Source organism: Streptomyces sp. NBC_00667, assembly GCF_036226825.1.
Taxonomy (GTDB): Bacteria; Actinomycetota; Actinomycetes; order Streptomycetales; family Streptomycetaceae; genus Streptomyces.
The window spans coordinates 189758-202631 of sequence record NZ_CP109023.1; the positions used below are offsets into that span (position 1 = coordinate 189758).

Below are 12874 nucleotides of genomic sequence, written 5' to 3' on the forward strand. Positions count from 1 at the left end.
CCACCTGTCCCACGGGCCCCAACGGCCGCACGACACCCGCCCCGACGCGGCGCACCGCTCCGGGCGACCGGAGCCCGTGACCGGACCGCGCGGTCGGGTTCCGGCCCGTTTCGCCCTCCCTTCGGGATTCTCCCCGAAGGGATTTTTCATGGGCCGCGCCGGCGCCGAGAGGGCCCCAGAGGCGTGAACGAGCAGGTCAGAGCCCTAGAGGAAGCATTCCGGACAGTGTCCGGTTCGAAACAGTACGAACGGTCTGGTATTGACAAACCGGCGATGCTGTTTTTTCCTCATTCCAGCGGGACTCAAGGACTCATCCAGGACCAAAGCAGGGGGAGCACGTCGTGGACATCGAAGTACTGGGCGCACTGGTGGTACGGGAGAACGGCGTCTCCATCACCCCGACCGCCGCCAAGCCCCGGCAGGTGCTCGCGCTGCTGGCCCTGCACGCCGACCGCGTGGTCCCGGTGTCCGCGCTGATAGAGGAGCTGTGGGGCGGCGAACCGCCGCGCAGCGCCCGCACCACCTTGCAGACGTACGTGCTCCAGCTCCGCTCGCTCATCACCACCGCCCTCGAACGGGGCGGCGAGGGCACGCGCACGGCCAAGGACGTCCTCGTCACCCTGCCCGGCGGCTACCAGCTGAACAGCGGCGGCGGCACCAGCGACGTCCGCGAGTTCGACCGGCTCGCGGGCCTCGGCTACCGCGCCATGGACGCCGGTGACCACCGCACCGCGGCGCGGCTGCTGCGCGAGGCGCTGGCCCTGTGGTCCGGGCCCGCGTTCGCCGACGTGGCGGGCGGCGTACAGCTGGACATGGAGACCTGGCGGCTGGAGGAGACCCGGCTGTGCGCCCTGGACCGGCGCATCGAGGCGGACCTGCGGCTCGGCCGCCACCGGGAGCTGCTCGCCGAACTCACCGTCCTGGCCAGCCGTTACCGCACCCACGAGAACCTCCACGGCCAGTTCATGCTGGCCCTGCACCGCTCGGGACGCCGCGGCGAGGCGCTCACCGCCTACCAGCGGCTGCGCACCAACCTCGTCGAGGAGCTGGGCATCGAACCCTCGGGCGCCCTGCGCGCGCTCCAGCGCTCGATCCTGCTGGCCGACCCCGAGAACGCCGCCGACGCGCAGGAGGAGACGGCGCGCCCGGCGCGCAAGCGGCTGGTCCCCGCGGGCTGACGGCCCGCGGGACGAGGGCCCCTACGGGCTGACGGCCGGCGGAGCGACGGCCCCTCCGGGCCGACGGTCCGCCCCAGCGCCCTCGGAGCGCCGCTCGACAGCGGCTGGAGATTTCGGGGACATCGCACACCGCGCCGCTACCGTGCTCGCGTCGAATGCTGACAGCCGTGAGCATCTCGACCCATTCCGGAGGGGAGACGGGAGACCGTGAAGATTCAGGTTCTGGGACCGTTGAACGCAGAAGTCAACGGGGGATCGATCGTTCCTACGGCGGGCAAGCCGCGCCAGATCCTGGCGCTCCTCGCGCTCCACCCCGGCCGGGTGGCGCCGATCCCCACCCTCATGGAAGAGATCTGGGGCAGCGAACCGCCGCAGAGCGCGCTCACCACCTTGCAGACGTACATCCTCCAGCTGCGCCGGCGGCTCGGGACGGCCATGGGTCCCGGAGCCCCCGGCTCCGCCAAGGACGTGCTCACCACCCGGCACGGCGGCTACCTGCTCCAGATCCCGCCGGAGAGCGTCGACGTCCACGAGTACGAGCGGCTCGTGGCCGACGGCCAGGGCGCCTTCGAAGCCGGGGACGACGAACGCGCCGCCGGCCTGCTGCGCAAGGCGCTCGCGCTGTGGGAGGGGCCGGCGCTGGTCGACGTACGGGTCGGACCGGTCCTGGAGATCGAGGTGCTGCGGCTGGCGGAGAGCCGGCTGGTGACCACCGAGCGGCGCATCGACGTGGACCTGAGACTCGGGCGGCACACCGAACTGCTGGCCGAGCTGACGGAGCTGATGGCCCGCCACCCCCAGCACGAGGGCCTGCACTCCCAGGCCATGGTGGCGCTCTACCGCTCGGGCCGGCAGGCCACCGCACTGGACGTCTACCGCAGGCTGCGCACCCGGCTGATCGACGACCTCGGGGTGGAGCCCTCGCACCAGCTCCAGCGCCTGCACCAGGCGATGCTGCGGGTGGACCCCGCCCTGGACGTGGCGGCGGGCCCGCGCCGCAGCTCGACCTTCGACCTGTACGCGGCGTAAGCCGGACGGCCGCCGCACGGGCGGCGGTGCTCGAGCGGCGCGGCACGGGCGCTCGAGGAGGGCTCGACCGCGCGCGCCCAGACTCTGCTCGGCCCGGCACGCCGTGTCAGGGCCGAGGGGGCGGGGAGGCCGCTCCCGCAGGAGGAGGAAGGTAGGCCATGGACCGGCTCGAACTCACCGACCTGACCCGCATCCTGCGGTTCTGGGGAGGCGAGGAGGAAGGCGTCGAGCTGAACGAGGACGCCCTCGACCTCTACTGGGTGGAACTCGGCTACGACTGTCTCTCGGTCCTGCAGACCACCGGCTACATCGAGCGGAAGTTCGACCTCCTCCTCGACGGCGAGCTGCTCGAACTCGCCGACACCCCCAGGCGCTACCTCGCCCTCGTCAACAGCGTGCTGGGCGCCCGCGCCGCCGTCTGACCCTCCAGCGGGGCTCATGCGAAGCTCCAGCGGCTTCGGACAAGGTCTGCGTCAAGCGTTGGAGGAGGTGTCCGATGTCTTTGAAGCCGGTACGGCCTTCGGGGCCGGCGCAGCACCGGACGTCGTGTGCGGTCGATGCCGCCGCCCCGGCCGGTGTCCTGTACGCGCTGGTCGCCGACACCACCCACTGGCCGCTGTTCCTGCCACACGCCCTGCACGTCGAGCCGCTGGACGCCGACGGCGACCGCGACAGGTTCTGCCTGTGGTCCGCCGTCCCCGGGGGGAGCGCCGTGACGTCCTCGCGCTGGCTCCGGACCCTCGACGCGGGCGCGCTGCGGGCCGGCTTCCACCAGGAGGATCCGCAGGCCCCCTTCACCTCCGTCTCCGGTGGGCTGGAGGTGAGCGAACTGGCGCCGGGCTGGTCGAGACTGACGCTGGCGCAGGAGAGCACCCTGTCCGGGGCCCGGACGGCGGCCACGGAGCGGGCGCTCGCGGCCGCCGGGCGCGCCGCCCGCGCCGCACTGGACGGACTCGGGGCGGCGGCCGGGCGCTGGACGGCCCTCGACGGGCTGCTGATGACCTTCGAGGACCGCGTACGGGTGCCCGGACCGGGCGGACAGCTCCTGGAGTTCCTGTACGGCGTGGGCTCCTGGCCCGGCCGGGTCCCGCACGTCGTGCGCGCCGACGTTACCGAGGAGCGGCCCGGCGTACAGCGCGCCGCCCTGGTCCAGCTGGACGGCAGCGGCTCCGCGTACACCACGGAGTCGGTGCGGGTGTGCTTCCCGGCGGCCGGACGCATCGTCCACAAGCAGACCCGGCCGCACCCGCTGCTGGCCGCTCACACCGGCGAGTGGTCGGTGCTGCCCGATCCGGTGGCCGGGTGCACGGTGGTGTCCCGGCACTCCGTCCTGCTGGACGGCCGGGCGGTGGAGCAGGTGCTGGGGCCGGGCGCGGACCTGGCGTCGGCGCGCCGCCACGTGCGCGAGCTGCTCGGGCGCCAGAGCGCGGCCGTCCTGGGTCCCGCGGGGCAGCCGGCGGGCGGGGCGTCCCGCACCCTGCGCTCGGTGTGAGACCGGGCTTGCGGCGGCCCCGTACGGATGCCCCGAGGCGCTTTCAGAGGTCCAGCTCGCGCAGCGCCCCCGGGTCCGCCAGGCAGGGCAGTACCACCTGCCAGAAGCCGGTCAGGGTGCGCCGGGAGAGCCACTTCGGGTCGTCCCGGCCCAGCACCTCGAAGCCGACGGTCGCCGCCACCACCATCGCCGCGGCGTGCCGCCGGCACAGGCCGGGCAGCAGCGCGTCCTCGGCGTCCGCTTCCTTGAGCAGCCGGTGCACGTAGGCGTGCCACTCCTCGCGCAGGTCGTACACCGTCGGGTACAGGACCTCGTGGCCGAGCTGGAAGCCCGCCCGGGCCACCACGTCGGACAGGAGCGCGTGGGCGAGCGCCAGTGAGCTTTCAGCGAGGGCCTGGAGGGCCGAGGTCCGGCGCGCGTACACCTCGTGGGCCACGGTGCGCAGGGAGCCGGCCGCCGCGGCCTCGACGGCCGCCGCGACCGCCGCCTTGTTCTCGAAGTGGAAGTGCAAGGCGCCCGGGGTCACTCCCGCTCCCGCGCTGATCATGTTCAGCGTCGCCTCCGCGTATCCGCGCCGTCCGAACACCGTGGCCGCTGACTTGATCAGGGCCTGGCGGGTCCGGAGGGCGCGCTCCTGTTTCATCACGCTTGCTCCTATGACAGTTACTCCCTTATTAAACCGTCTCGTTGGTATTGTCCAGCACCGTGTGCTCCGGCAAGGTGGGTGGATTACCCGAGAGGCGCGTGGAAGTCTGCCTGCGTCGCCCTCCCTCTTTGACCCGTTTCCTGCATATCTCGACAGGGTTTGAGGGGTAATCAGATCTTTGACAAACCGACGAAGCGGTTTGTATGTTCGTTGACGTTGACTCAACTGAGCTTGAGGACGGGGGGCAGATGAACCAGCGTTCCATGGCTGTGCTGGAACCTCACACGGTCGCTGCGCAAGTGAACGGAGGGCTCTCCCTCGCGGAGGGTTTGAGGACGCAGGCGAGCGGCCCCGCCCAGTCGGCGCTGTGGCGCATTCTCATCGTCGAGAGCAACGCCGTCGAGGCCGAGACCCTGGCGCGCGGCCTGCGGCGCCACGGGCACGAGGTCGACATCGTCGCCACCGGCAGCGAGGCGCTGCGCAGCTACACCGACGCCGACCTCGTCCTGCTCGACCTGGAACTGCCGGACCTGGACGGGCTGGAGGTCTGCCGGGGCATCCGTTCCGCCCACGAGATCGCCGTGATCGCGGTGACCGCCCGGGGCAGCGAACTGGACCGCGTACTCGGCCTCCAGGCCGGCGCGGACGACTACCTGGTCAAGCCCTACGGGTTCCGCGAGCTGATGGCCCGGATGGAAGCCGTCATGCGCCGGGCCCGCCCGCCGCGTCCCGTGGCCGCGGCCATCACCGCCGGACCGCTGCGGATCGACGCGGGGACCCGGGAGGTCACCTTGGACGGGGAGCCCGTCGAGACCACCCGCAAGGAGTTCGACATGCTCTACCTCCTGGCCTCCCACCCCGGCACCGTCATTCCGCGCAAGCTCCTCATGGAGCAGGTCTGGGGCGATTCCTGGTCGCGCCGGACCGTCGACACGCACGTCAGCACGTTGCGCAACAAGATCGGCGCCGGCTGGATCATCACGGTCCGCGGCGTCGGCTTCCGGTTCGGCCACGGCTGAAACAGGTCCACGACAGCACCCGGACCCGGCGCGCCAGCAGAAGGGGGAACGACATGACGGTGACGGCTCTGTGCCACGGCGAGGGCTGCCGCGGCGGCCACACGCGGCGGCGCACGTCCGCGGGCACCCGGCTGTGCCGCCAGTGCCGGGACCACCTCGCCGCGGGACTCGCCGAACTGGCGCACCTCTACGAGGAGTGCGGCCGGATGCTCGGCGGCGGCGCCCCCGGCAGCCTGCGCGAACGCACCACCGGCGGTGACCTCCCCGGCCTGCCGTTCAACGGCGCCGCCGCCGACGTACGGGCGCGCATCGTCTCCGTCCTCGGCTCGTGGAGCGGCCTGGTCGCCCAGCAGCGCGGGCTGGCCGCGCCGCCCCGTACCGCCACCGCCCTCACCTCCTTCCTGCTCCGCCACACGGACTGGCTCGCCGCGCACCCGGCCGCGGCCGAGGCCAGCGAGGAGGTGGCCCGCCTGGTACGGGCCGGGCGCCGCGCCGCCTTCCCCGACCCCGCCCGCCGCATCCGGCTGGGCGCCTGCCCGGAACCGGAGTGCGCCGGAGCCCTCGCCCTCGCCGCCCGCGGGGGCGAGCGGGACGCCGGCCGGGCGATCGTGTGCGACGCCGATCCGGCCCACCGCTGGACCAGCGACCGGTGGAGCGAGCTGAGCGACTGCCTGGACGGCGCCGACTCCGAACGGCCGGCGGGCGGCGCCCCGCCCGCCGAACGCTGGCTGGCCGGCGCCGACATCGCGCAGCTGTGGCAGGTGCCGATGGGCACGGTCTACCGGCTGGCGAGCGAGGAGCGCTGGCGCCGCCGCAACCGCGCCGGGCGCACGTACTACAACGAGAGCGACGTCCGCTCCTGCTTCAGCCGCCGCGCCGCCCGCCGCTGACCCCACCCGCCCGCGCAGGGTCCGGGGCCGTGCCCCTGACCTTGCCTTGACATGCTCTTGGCCGTCCTCCGAGGCTGCGGACCGGCTCTTGTGGAACCTGACCGAGTCCTGAATCCAGCGCCATTGAATGCCCGTTCGCATCCGAAGAACCTTGTAGTCAAGATCCGGTGCACTGTCTCCGGAGGCGAATTCAAGGAGACGTGATGGACGCACCGGTCATCGTCGTCGGCGCCGGACCCACGGGAATGATGCTCGCCGGCGAACTGCGGCTCGCGGGGGTCGACGTCGTCGTTCTGGAGCGGCTGGAGCGGCGCACCGGGGAATCGCGCGGCCTCGGCTTCACCGCCCGCACCCTGGAGACCTTCGACCAGCGCGGCCTCCTCGCCCGGTTCGGCGAGATCGAGACCAGCACGCTCGGCCACTTCGGCGGCCTGCCCCTGGACTTCGGCGTGCTCGGCGAAACGACGTGCCGCGCCGCCAAAACGGTGCCGCAGTCGGTCACGGAGAGCCGCCTGGAGGAATGGGCCACCGGCCTCGGGGCCGACCTCCGGCGCGGCCACGAGGTGCTCTCCGTACGCGACGACGGCGACGGCGTCGAGGTGGAGGTGCGCGGCCCCGCCGGGACGCACCCCCTGCGCGCCGCCTACCTGGTGGGATGCGACGGCGGGCGCAGCACCGTGCGCAAGGCGGCCGGGTTCGACTTCCCCGGCACGGCGGCGACGATGGAGATGTACCTCGCCGACGTCAAGGGCGTCGAGCTCAAGCCGCGCATGATCGGCGAGACCCTGCCCGGCGGCATGGTGATGGTGGGACCGCTGCCCGGCGGCGTCACCCGGATCATCGTCTGCGAACGCGGCACACCGCCGCGCCGGCGCGAGGGCCCGCCGCCCTTCGCGGAGGTCGCGGCCGCCTGGCAGCGGCTCACCGGCGAGGACATCTCCGCCGCCGAGCCGGTGTGGGTGAGCGCCTTCGGCGACGCCGCCCGGCAGGCGAGCGAGTACCGGCGCGGCCGCGTACTGCTGGCCGGCGACGCGGCGCACATCCACCTCCCCGCCGGCGGTCAGGGCATGAACACCGGCATCCAGGACGCCGTGAACCTGGGCTGGAAACTCGCCGCCGTGGCCCGCGGCGACGCCCCGGCCGCCCTGCTCGACACCTACCACGACGAGCGGCACCCCGTCGGCCGCCGGCTGCTGATGAACACCCGCGCCCAGGGACTGCTGTTCCTCAGCGGCGCCGAGGTGCAGCCGCTGCGCGACACCCTCGGGGAACTCATGGCGTACGAGGACGTGGCGCGCCACCTCGCCGCCATGGTCAGCGGTCTGGAGATCGCCTACGACGTCGGCAAGGGCACCCACCCGCTGCTGGGCCGGCGCATGCCGCACCTGGAGCTGGCCGGCCCGGGCCCCGCCACCTCCAGCACGCAGCTGCTGCACCCCGCCCGCGGGGTGCTCCTCGACCTCGCGGACAACCCGCGGCTGCGTCAGCGCGCCACGGCCTGGGCCGACCGGGTCGACATCGTCACCGCCAGGCCGCGCGGCAACCCGCAGGACGGGGAACTGCGCGACACCACGGCCCTGCTGATCCGCCCCGACGGGTACGTGGCCTGGGCGGCGCCCGGCAGCCACCACGACCTGCCCATGGCGCTGGAACGCTGGTTCGGCACTCCCTGACGACGCCCGCACCACCTGCCGGCCGGCGCACCCGCCGGCCGGACGAGCACGTCACGAAAAGGAAACCGGACATGGCACTGCCGCGAGCGACGTCGGCCACCCTTGAGCGCACCCCCCGGCCGTCGGACGAAGCGGCCGACGACCGCCGCGCCATCGTCAGGGCGGCCCGCACCGTGCTGGCCCGCGAGGGCTGGAGACGCTGCACCGCCGAGGCCACGGCCGCCGAGGCGGGCGTACCGCTGGACACCGTACGGCGGTGCTTCCCCGACCACGAACAGCTGCTGGTGGGCGTGCTGCTGGACAGCTCCGTCTCCGTCGCGGCCGCCCTCGCGGCGGTCGCCGAGAGCTGCCTGGCGGAGATCACCGACCTGGAGCAGGACCTCATCGCGCTGGGCCGGGCCTGGCTGGCGCCGCTGGAGGCGTTCCGCGAGCACTTCGCGATCGTGCGCCACGTCAGCGCCGAGGTGACCCGGCTGCCGGTCGAAGCCGTCGAGAAGTGGCAGGCGGCCGGCCCCCGCCAGGCACGCCGCGAGCTGGCCCGCAGGCTGCGGGGCGTCGCGGCCCGCGGACTGCTCGACATCCCCGACGCCGACCAGGCGGCGGAACGTTTCATCCTGCTGGTCCCCTCCGGTGTCGTGCAGCGCTCCTTCCTCGGCGCCCTGCCCGTGCCGCGCGCCGAGGCCGACGCGCTCATCGCCGACGGCGTCGCGGACTTCATCCGCCTGTACCACCCCTGAACCGCTCCCCGACGCACGGAAGAGAGAGACCAGATGACGCACAGCAACCTGATCGTGGCCCGGATGGACAGCATGTCCAGCGAGCAAGTGGCCCGTCTCTTCACCGAGTTCGACCAGACCGACATGCCCCAGCGGATGGGCACCCTGCGCCGCCGGCTGTTCATGTACAAGGGCCTCTACTTCCACCTCCAGGACTTCGCGGAGGACGACGGCGGCCGGCGCATCCAGGAGTCCCGCAACGACCCCCGCTTCATGAAGATCAGCCACGACCTGCTGCCGTTCATCCAGCCGTACGACCCGGCGACCTGGCGCACCCCCGCCGACGCCATGGCCACGCGCTTCTACGACTGGACGGCGTCCGAGTGAGCGGCCGCCACACCGACACGAGGGGAGGGCCGTACCGGTGGCTCGCCGGGTAGTGATCACGGGGGTCGGAGTGCTGGCGCCGGGAGGCACGGGCACCGGGGCCTTCTGGCGCCTGCTGAGCGAAGGGCGCACCGCGACGCGGGAGATCACCCTCTTCGACGCCTCGCCGTTCCGCTCCCGGGTGGCGGCCGAGGCCGACTTCGACCCGCGGGCGCACGGGCTGACCCCGCGGGAGATCTGCCGCATGGACCGCGCCGCACAGTTCGCCGTGGTGGCGGCGCGCGAGGCGTTCGCCGACAGCGGGCTGGCCCTCACCGGGCTCGACCCCCACCGCACCGGTGTCGCCCTGGGCACCGGCGTCGGCGCCCCCGGCGCGCTCGACCGCGAGTACCGCGCCGTCAGCCACGACGGCCGGCTCGAGGCGGTCGACCACACCTACGCCTCGCCCGACCTCTACGACCACTTCGTGCCGAGTTCCTTCGCCGCCGAGGTGGCCTGGGCCGTCGGCGCCGAGGGCCCCGTCACCACCGTCTCCACCGGCTGCACCTCGGGGATCGACTCGGTGGCGTACGCCGCGGACCTGATCCGCGACGGCAGCGCCGACGTGATGGTCACCGGCGCCACGGACGCGCCGATCACCCCGATCACCCTGGCCTGCTTCGACGCCATCAAGGCGACGACCCCGTACAACGACCAGCCGGGCACCGCCTCCCGCCCCTTCGACGTCTCCCGCAAGGGCTTCGTACTGGGCGAGGGCGCCGCCGTGTTCGTCCTGGAGGAGCTGACGGCCGCACGCCGGCGCGGCGCGCACGTGTACGCGGAGATCGCCGGACACGCCGCCCGCTCCAGCGCCTTCCACATGACCGGGCTGCGCCCCGACGGGCGCGAGCTGGCCGAGGCCGTCACGGTCGCCCTGGACGCCGCGCGCCTGCACCCCGCCGAGATCGACTACGTCAGCGCGCACGGCTCGGGCACCCGGCAGAACGACCTCCACGAGACGGCCGCGTACAAGCTGGCGCTCGGCGAGCACGCCCGCCGGATCCCGATGAGCTCCATCAAGTCGATGATCGGGCACTCGCTCGGGTCGGTCGGATCGATGGAGATCGCCGCCTCCGTCCTCGCGATGAGGCACCACGTGGTGCCGCCCACCGCCAACCTGCGCACTCCCGACCCCGAGTGCGACCTCGACTACGTCCCGCTCCACGCGCGGGAGCACCGCACCGACGCCGTCCTCACCGTGGGCAGCGGATTCGGCGGGTTCCACAGCGCGATGGTGCTGACCCGCCCCGACAGGAGGACCGCATGAGTGCCAGGACCCTGGTCACCGGCATCGGGGTGGCCGCCCCGAGCGGACTCGGCGTGGAGGACTTCTGGGCGGCGACCCGGGTCGGGAAGAACGCGATCGGCCCCGTCACCCGCTTCGACGCCTCCTCCTACCCCTCCCGCCTGGCGGGTGAGATCCACGGCTTCGACGCCAAGGAGCACCTGCCCGGGCGGCTCGTACCGCAGACCGACCGGGTCACCCAGCTGGCCCTGGCCGCCGCCGACCACGCCTTCGCGGACGCGGGAGTGGCGCCGGGGGGCATCGACCCGTACGGCATGGGCGTGGTCACCGCGGCCGGGTCCGGCGGCGTCGAGTTCGGCGGCAACGAGCTGCGCAAGCTGTGGGGCCAGGGCGCGAAGCACGTCAGCGCCTACCAGTCCTTCGCCTGGTTCCACGCCGCCAACAGCGGGCAGATCTCCATCCGCCACGGCCTGTCCGGGCCCTCGGGAGTGGTCGTCAGCGACCACGCCGGCGGCCTCGACGCCCTCGCGCACGCCCGGCGCCAGATCCGCGCCGGCGGCAGGCTGACCGCCACCGGCGGCTTCGACGCCCCCGTCTGCCCCTGGGGCTGGGCGGCCCAGCTCGCCGGCGGCCTGATGTCGACCGGCGCCGAACCCGAGCGCGCCTACCTGCCCTTCGACGAGGACGCGGCCGGCTACGTACCGGGGGAGGGCGGCGCCCTGCTCGTCCTGGAGGACGAGGACAGCGCCCGCGCCCGCGGCGCCCGCACCGTCTACGGCGAACTCGCCGGATACGGGGCGACCTTCGACCCCCGGCCCGGCAGCGGACGCGAGCCGGGCCTGCGCCGGGCCATCGACACCGCGCTCAGCGACGCCGGCTGCCACCCCGCCGAGGTCGACGTGGTCTTCGCCGACGCCGCGGGCACCAAGCGGCTCGACCGCGAGGAAGCCGAGGCCATCACCCGTGTGTTCGGCCCGCGCGGCGTGCCGGTCACCGCGCCCAAGACGACGACCGGACGGCTGGGCGCGGGCGCGGCGCCCGTGGACGTCGTCTCGGCGGTGCTCTCCATGCGGGAGGGCCTGATCCCGCCCACCACCAACGTGGAGCTGTCGCCCGCCTACGACCTCGACCTGGTCGCCGTACGCCCGAGGACCGCCTCGGTGCGCACCGCCGTGGTCCTCGCCCGCGGCCGCGGCGGCTTCAACTCCGCGGTCATCGTCCGCGCCGTCGACTGACGGCCCCCGAGCCGGCGGCCGCCCCCGTCACCGCCCCCGACGGCGGCGGCCGCTCCCCCACGCCACCACCCGGCCACCCCGGCGGATCCGTCGGATACCGCCGTCCACCCACGAAGGGACCCACCTTGTCCAAGACCGAATTCACCTTCGACGACCTCAAGCGCATCCTCCTGGACGGCGCCGGCGCCGACGAGGAGATCGACCTCGACGGCGACATCCTCGACACCGACTTCGAATCCCTGGGCTACGAGTCGCTGGCGCTGCTGGAGACCGGCGGCCGGATCGAGCGCGAGTTCGCGATCACCCTGGACGACGACGTCTTCAGCGACAACAGCACGCCCCGCGCGCTGATCGCGGCCGTCAACGAGACCCTGCGGGCCGCCGCCCTCGTGGACGCGTAGGAAGCGCAGGGCCAGTGCAGGCACGGCGGCCGACCGCATCCGTCCCGCGGCGGCCGCCGCCCCCACCCCGATCCACCCAGCTCATTTTGGAGAACAGACACATGTCGGATCAGGACCGCAAGAAGGTCGCCGTCGTCACCGGTGCCACCAGCGGGATAGGCCTGGCCGTCGCACGGCTGCTGGCCACCCAGGACCACCAGGTGTTCATCGGTGCCCGCAGCGCCGACAACGTCGCCGCGACCGTCAAGCTGCTCCAGGACGAGGGCCTCGACGTCTGCGGGGCCGTGGTCGACGTCCGCTCCACCGACGAGGTCCGCGCCTGGATCCGCGCCGCCGTCGACCGCTTCGGACCCATCGACGTCGTCGTCAACAACGCGGGCCGCTCCGGCGGCGGAGTCACCGCCGACATCGACGACGAACTGTGGCACGACGTCATCGACACCAACCTCAACAGCGTCTTCCGCGTCACCCGCGAGGCGCTGACCACCGGCGGCCTGCGCGAGAAGAACCGCGGCCGCATCATCAACATCGCCTCCACCGCCGGCAAGCAGGGCGTCGTGCTCGGCGCCCCCTACTCCGCCTCCAAGCACGGCGTGGTCGGCTTCACCAAGGCGCTCGGCAACGAGCTCGCCCCCACCGGCATCACGGTCAACGCCGTCTGCCCGGGGTACGTGGAGACGCCGATGGCACAGCGGGTGCGGCAGGGGTACGCCGCCGCCTACGGCTCCACCGAGGACGCCATCCTCGAAAAGTTCCAGGCCAAGATCCCCCTGGGCCGGTACTCCACCCCCGAGGAGGTGGCCGGCCTCGTCGGCTACCTGGCCTCCGACAACGCCGCCTCCATCACCTCGCAGGCCCTCAACGTCTGCGGCGGCCTCGGCAACTTCTGATCCCGAACCGCCCCAACCGTCCCGAGCCTCAAG

At 73.2% G+C, this 12874-nt stretch carries 14 protein-coding genes; 13 read left to right on the forward strand and 1 reads right to left on the reverse strand.

Translation table 11 applies throughout. The features are described 5' to 3' along the window. Nucleotides 1–341 precede the first annotated feature (341 nt). The 4 genes from OHA81_RS33485 to OHA81_RS33500 all read left to right on the forward strand — a co-directional run bounded on the left by OHA81_RS33485 (nucleotide 342) and on the right by OHA81_RS33500 (nucleotide 3699). Nucleotides 342–1178 (forward strand): AfsR/SARP family transcriptional regulator, encoded by an 837-nt coding sequence (locus OHA81_RS33485; RefSeq protein WP_329203005.1) that lies wholly within the window; start codon nucleotides 342–344, stop codon nucleotides 1176–1178. Between the two features lie 207 nt (nucleotides 1179–1385). Then, nucleotides 1386–2207, forward strand: coding sequence for an AfsR/SARP family transcriptional regulator (locus OHA81_RS33490; protein ID WP_329203008.1), 822 nt, complete (start codon nucleotides 1386–1388; stop codon nucleotides 2205–2207). Nucleotides 2208–2365: 158 nt separating this feature from the next. Further along, nucleotides 2366–2629 carry an actinorhodin polyketide synthase gene (locus tag OHA81_RS33495; RefSeq protein ID WP_329203010.1) on the forward strand — a complete coding sequence of 88 codons (264 nt, stop codon included), beginning with the start codon at nucleotides 2366–2368 and terminating at the stop codon, nucleotides 2627–2629. A gap of 74 nt (nucleotides 2630–2703) precedes the next feature. Further along, on the forward strand, nucleotides 2704–3699 hold the full coding sequence (locus tag OHA81_RS33500) for a cyclase (RefSeq protein ID WP_329203012.1): 996 nt from the start codon (nucleotides 2704–2706) through the stop codon (nucleotides 3697–3699). A 43-nt stretch (nucleotides 3700–3742) separates the two neighbouring features. Here the strand turns inward: OHA81_RS33500 and OHA81_RS33505 are convergent, their stop codons facing one another. Next, nucleotides 3743–4342 (reverse strand): ScbR family autoregulator-binding transcription factor, encoded by a 600-nt coding sequence (locus tag OHA81_RS33505; RefSeq protein ID WP_329203015.1) that lies wholly within the window; start codon nucleotides 4340–4342, stop codon nucleotides 3743–3745. 251 nt (nucleotides 4343–4593) lie between these two features. Between OHA81_RS33505 and OHA81_RS33510 the strand changes: the two genes are divergently transcribed. From OHA81_RS33510 to fabG, 9 genes are all read left to right on the forward strand, one after another. Further along, complete coding sequence (locus tag OHA81_RS33510; protein WP_329203017.1) at nucleotides 4594–5364, forward strand: response regulator transcription factor; 771 nt, start codon at nucleotides 4594–4596, stop codon at nucleotides 5362–5364. Between the two features lie 53 nt (nucleotides 5365–5417). Further along, on the forward strand, nucleotides 5418–6254 hold the full coding sequence (locus tag OHA81_RS33515) for a hypothetical protein (protein WP_329203019.1): 837 nt from the start codon (nucleotides 5418–5420) through the stop codon (nucleotides 6252–6254). A gap of 203 nt (nucleotides 6255–6457) precedes the next feature. Next, nucleotides 6458–7927: an FAD-dependent monooxygenase gene (locus OHA81_RS33520; RefSeq protein ID WP_329203021.1), complete on the forward strand. Its 1470-nt coding sequence runs from the start codon at nucleotides 6458–6460 to the stop codon at nucleotides 7925–7927. 71 nt (nucleotides 7928–7998) lie between these two features. Further along, complete coding sequence (locus OHA81_RS33525; protein ID WP_329203023.1) at nucleotides 7999–8664, forward strand: TetR/AcrR family transcriptional regulator C-terminal domain-containing protein; 666 nt, start codon at nucleotides 7999–8001, stop codon at nucleotides 8662–8664. Between the two features lie 33 nt (nucleotides 8665–8697). Further along, the gene (locus OHA81_RS33530; protein ID WP_190187511.1) at nucleotides 8698–9030 is read left to right on the forward strand and encodes a TcmI family type II polyketide cyclase; all 333 of its coding nucleotides are present in this window, start codon (nucleotides 8698–8700) and stop codon (nucleotides 9028–9030) included. A gap of 37 nt (nucleotides 9031–9067) precedes the next feature. Continuing rightward, a complete protein-coding gene (locus OHA81_RS33535) occupies nucleotides 9068–10336 on the forward strand; it encodes a beta-ketoacyl-[acyl-carrier-protein] synthase family protein (RefSeq protein ID WP_329203026.1) in 1269 nt (422 codons plus the stop codon). Continuing rightward, on the forward strand, nucleotides 10333–11550 hold the full coding sequence (locus OHA81_RS33540) for a ketosynthase chain-length factor (protein ID WP_329203028.1): 1218 nt from the start codon (nucleotides 10333–10335) through the stop codon (nucleotides 11548–11550). The genes OHA81_RS33535 and OHA81_RS33540 overlap by 4 nt, the downstream gene beginning before the upstream one ends. A 125-nt stretch (nucleotides 11551–11675) precedes the next feature. Then, entirely contained in the window at nucleotides 11676–11951 is a 276-nt protein-coding gene (locus OHA81_RS33545; protein WP_329203030.1) for an acyl carrier protein, read from the forward strand. A gap of 101 nt (nucleotides 11952–12052) precedes the next feature. Next, on the forward strand, nucleotides 12053–12841 hold the full coding sequence (gene fabG / locus OHA81_RS33550; protein WP_329203032.1) for a 3-oxoacyl-ACP reductase FabG: 789 nt from the start codon (nucleotides 12053–12055) through the stop codon (nucleotides 12839–12841). Nucleotides 12842–12874 lie beyond the last annotated feature (33 nt).

Excerpts from the sequence above, each read along its gene's own strand:
- OHA81_RS33495 (WP_329203010.1), top strand. The coding sequence starts at position 2,366 with ATGGACCGGCTCGAACTCACCGACCTGACCCGCATCCTGCGGTTCTGG.
- OHA81_RS33500 (WP_329203012.1), top strand. The coding sequence starts at position 2,704 with ATGTCTTTGAAGCCGGTACGGCCTTCGGGGCCGGCGCAGCACCGGACG.
- OHA81_RS33505 (WP_329203015.1), bottom strand. The coding sequence starts at position 4,342 with ATGAAACAGGAGCGCGCCCTCCGGACCCGCCAGGCCCTGATCAAGTCA.
- OHA81_RS33510 (WP_329203017.1), top strand. The coding sequence starts at position 4,594 with ATGAACCAGCGTTCCATGGCTGTGCTGGAACCTCACACGGTCGCTGCG.
- OHA81_RS33515 (WP_329203019.1), top strand. The coding sequence starts at position 5,418 with ATGACGGTGACGGCTCTGTGCCACGGCGAGGGCTGCCGCGGCGGCCAC.
- OHA81_RS33520 (WP_329203021.1), top strand. The coding sequence starts at position 6,458 with ATGGACGCACCGGTCATCGTCGTCGGCGCCGGACCCACGGGAATGATG.
- OHA81_RS33525 (WP_329203023.1), top strand. The coding sequence starts at position 7,999 with ATGGCACTGCCGCGAGCGACGTCGGCCACCCTTGAGCGCACCCCCCGG.
- OHA81_RS33530 (WP_190187511.1), top strand. The coding sequence starts at position 8,698 with ATGACGCACAGCAACCTGATCGTGGCCCGGATGGACAGCATGTCCAGC.
- OHA81_RS33540 (WP_329203028.1), top strand. The coding sequence starts at position 10,333 with ATGAGTGCCAGGACCCTGGTCACCGGCATCGGGGTGGCCGCCCCGAGC.
- fabG (WP_329203032.1), top strand. The coding sequence starts at position 12,053 with ATGTCGGATCAGGACCGCAAGAAGGTCGCCGTCGTCACCGGTGCCACC.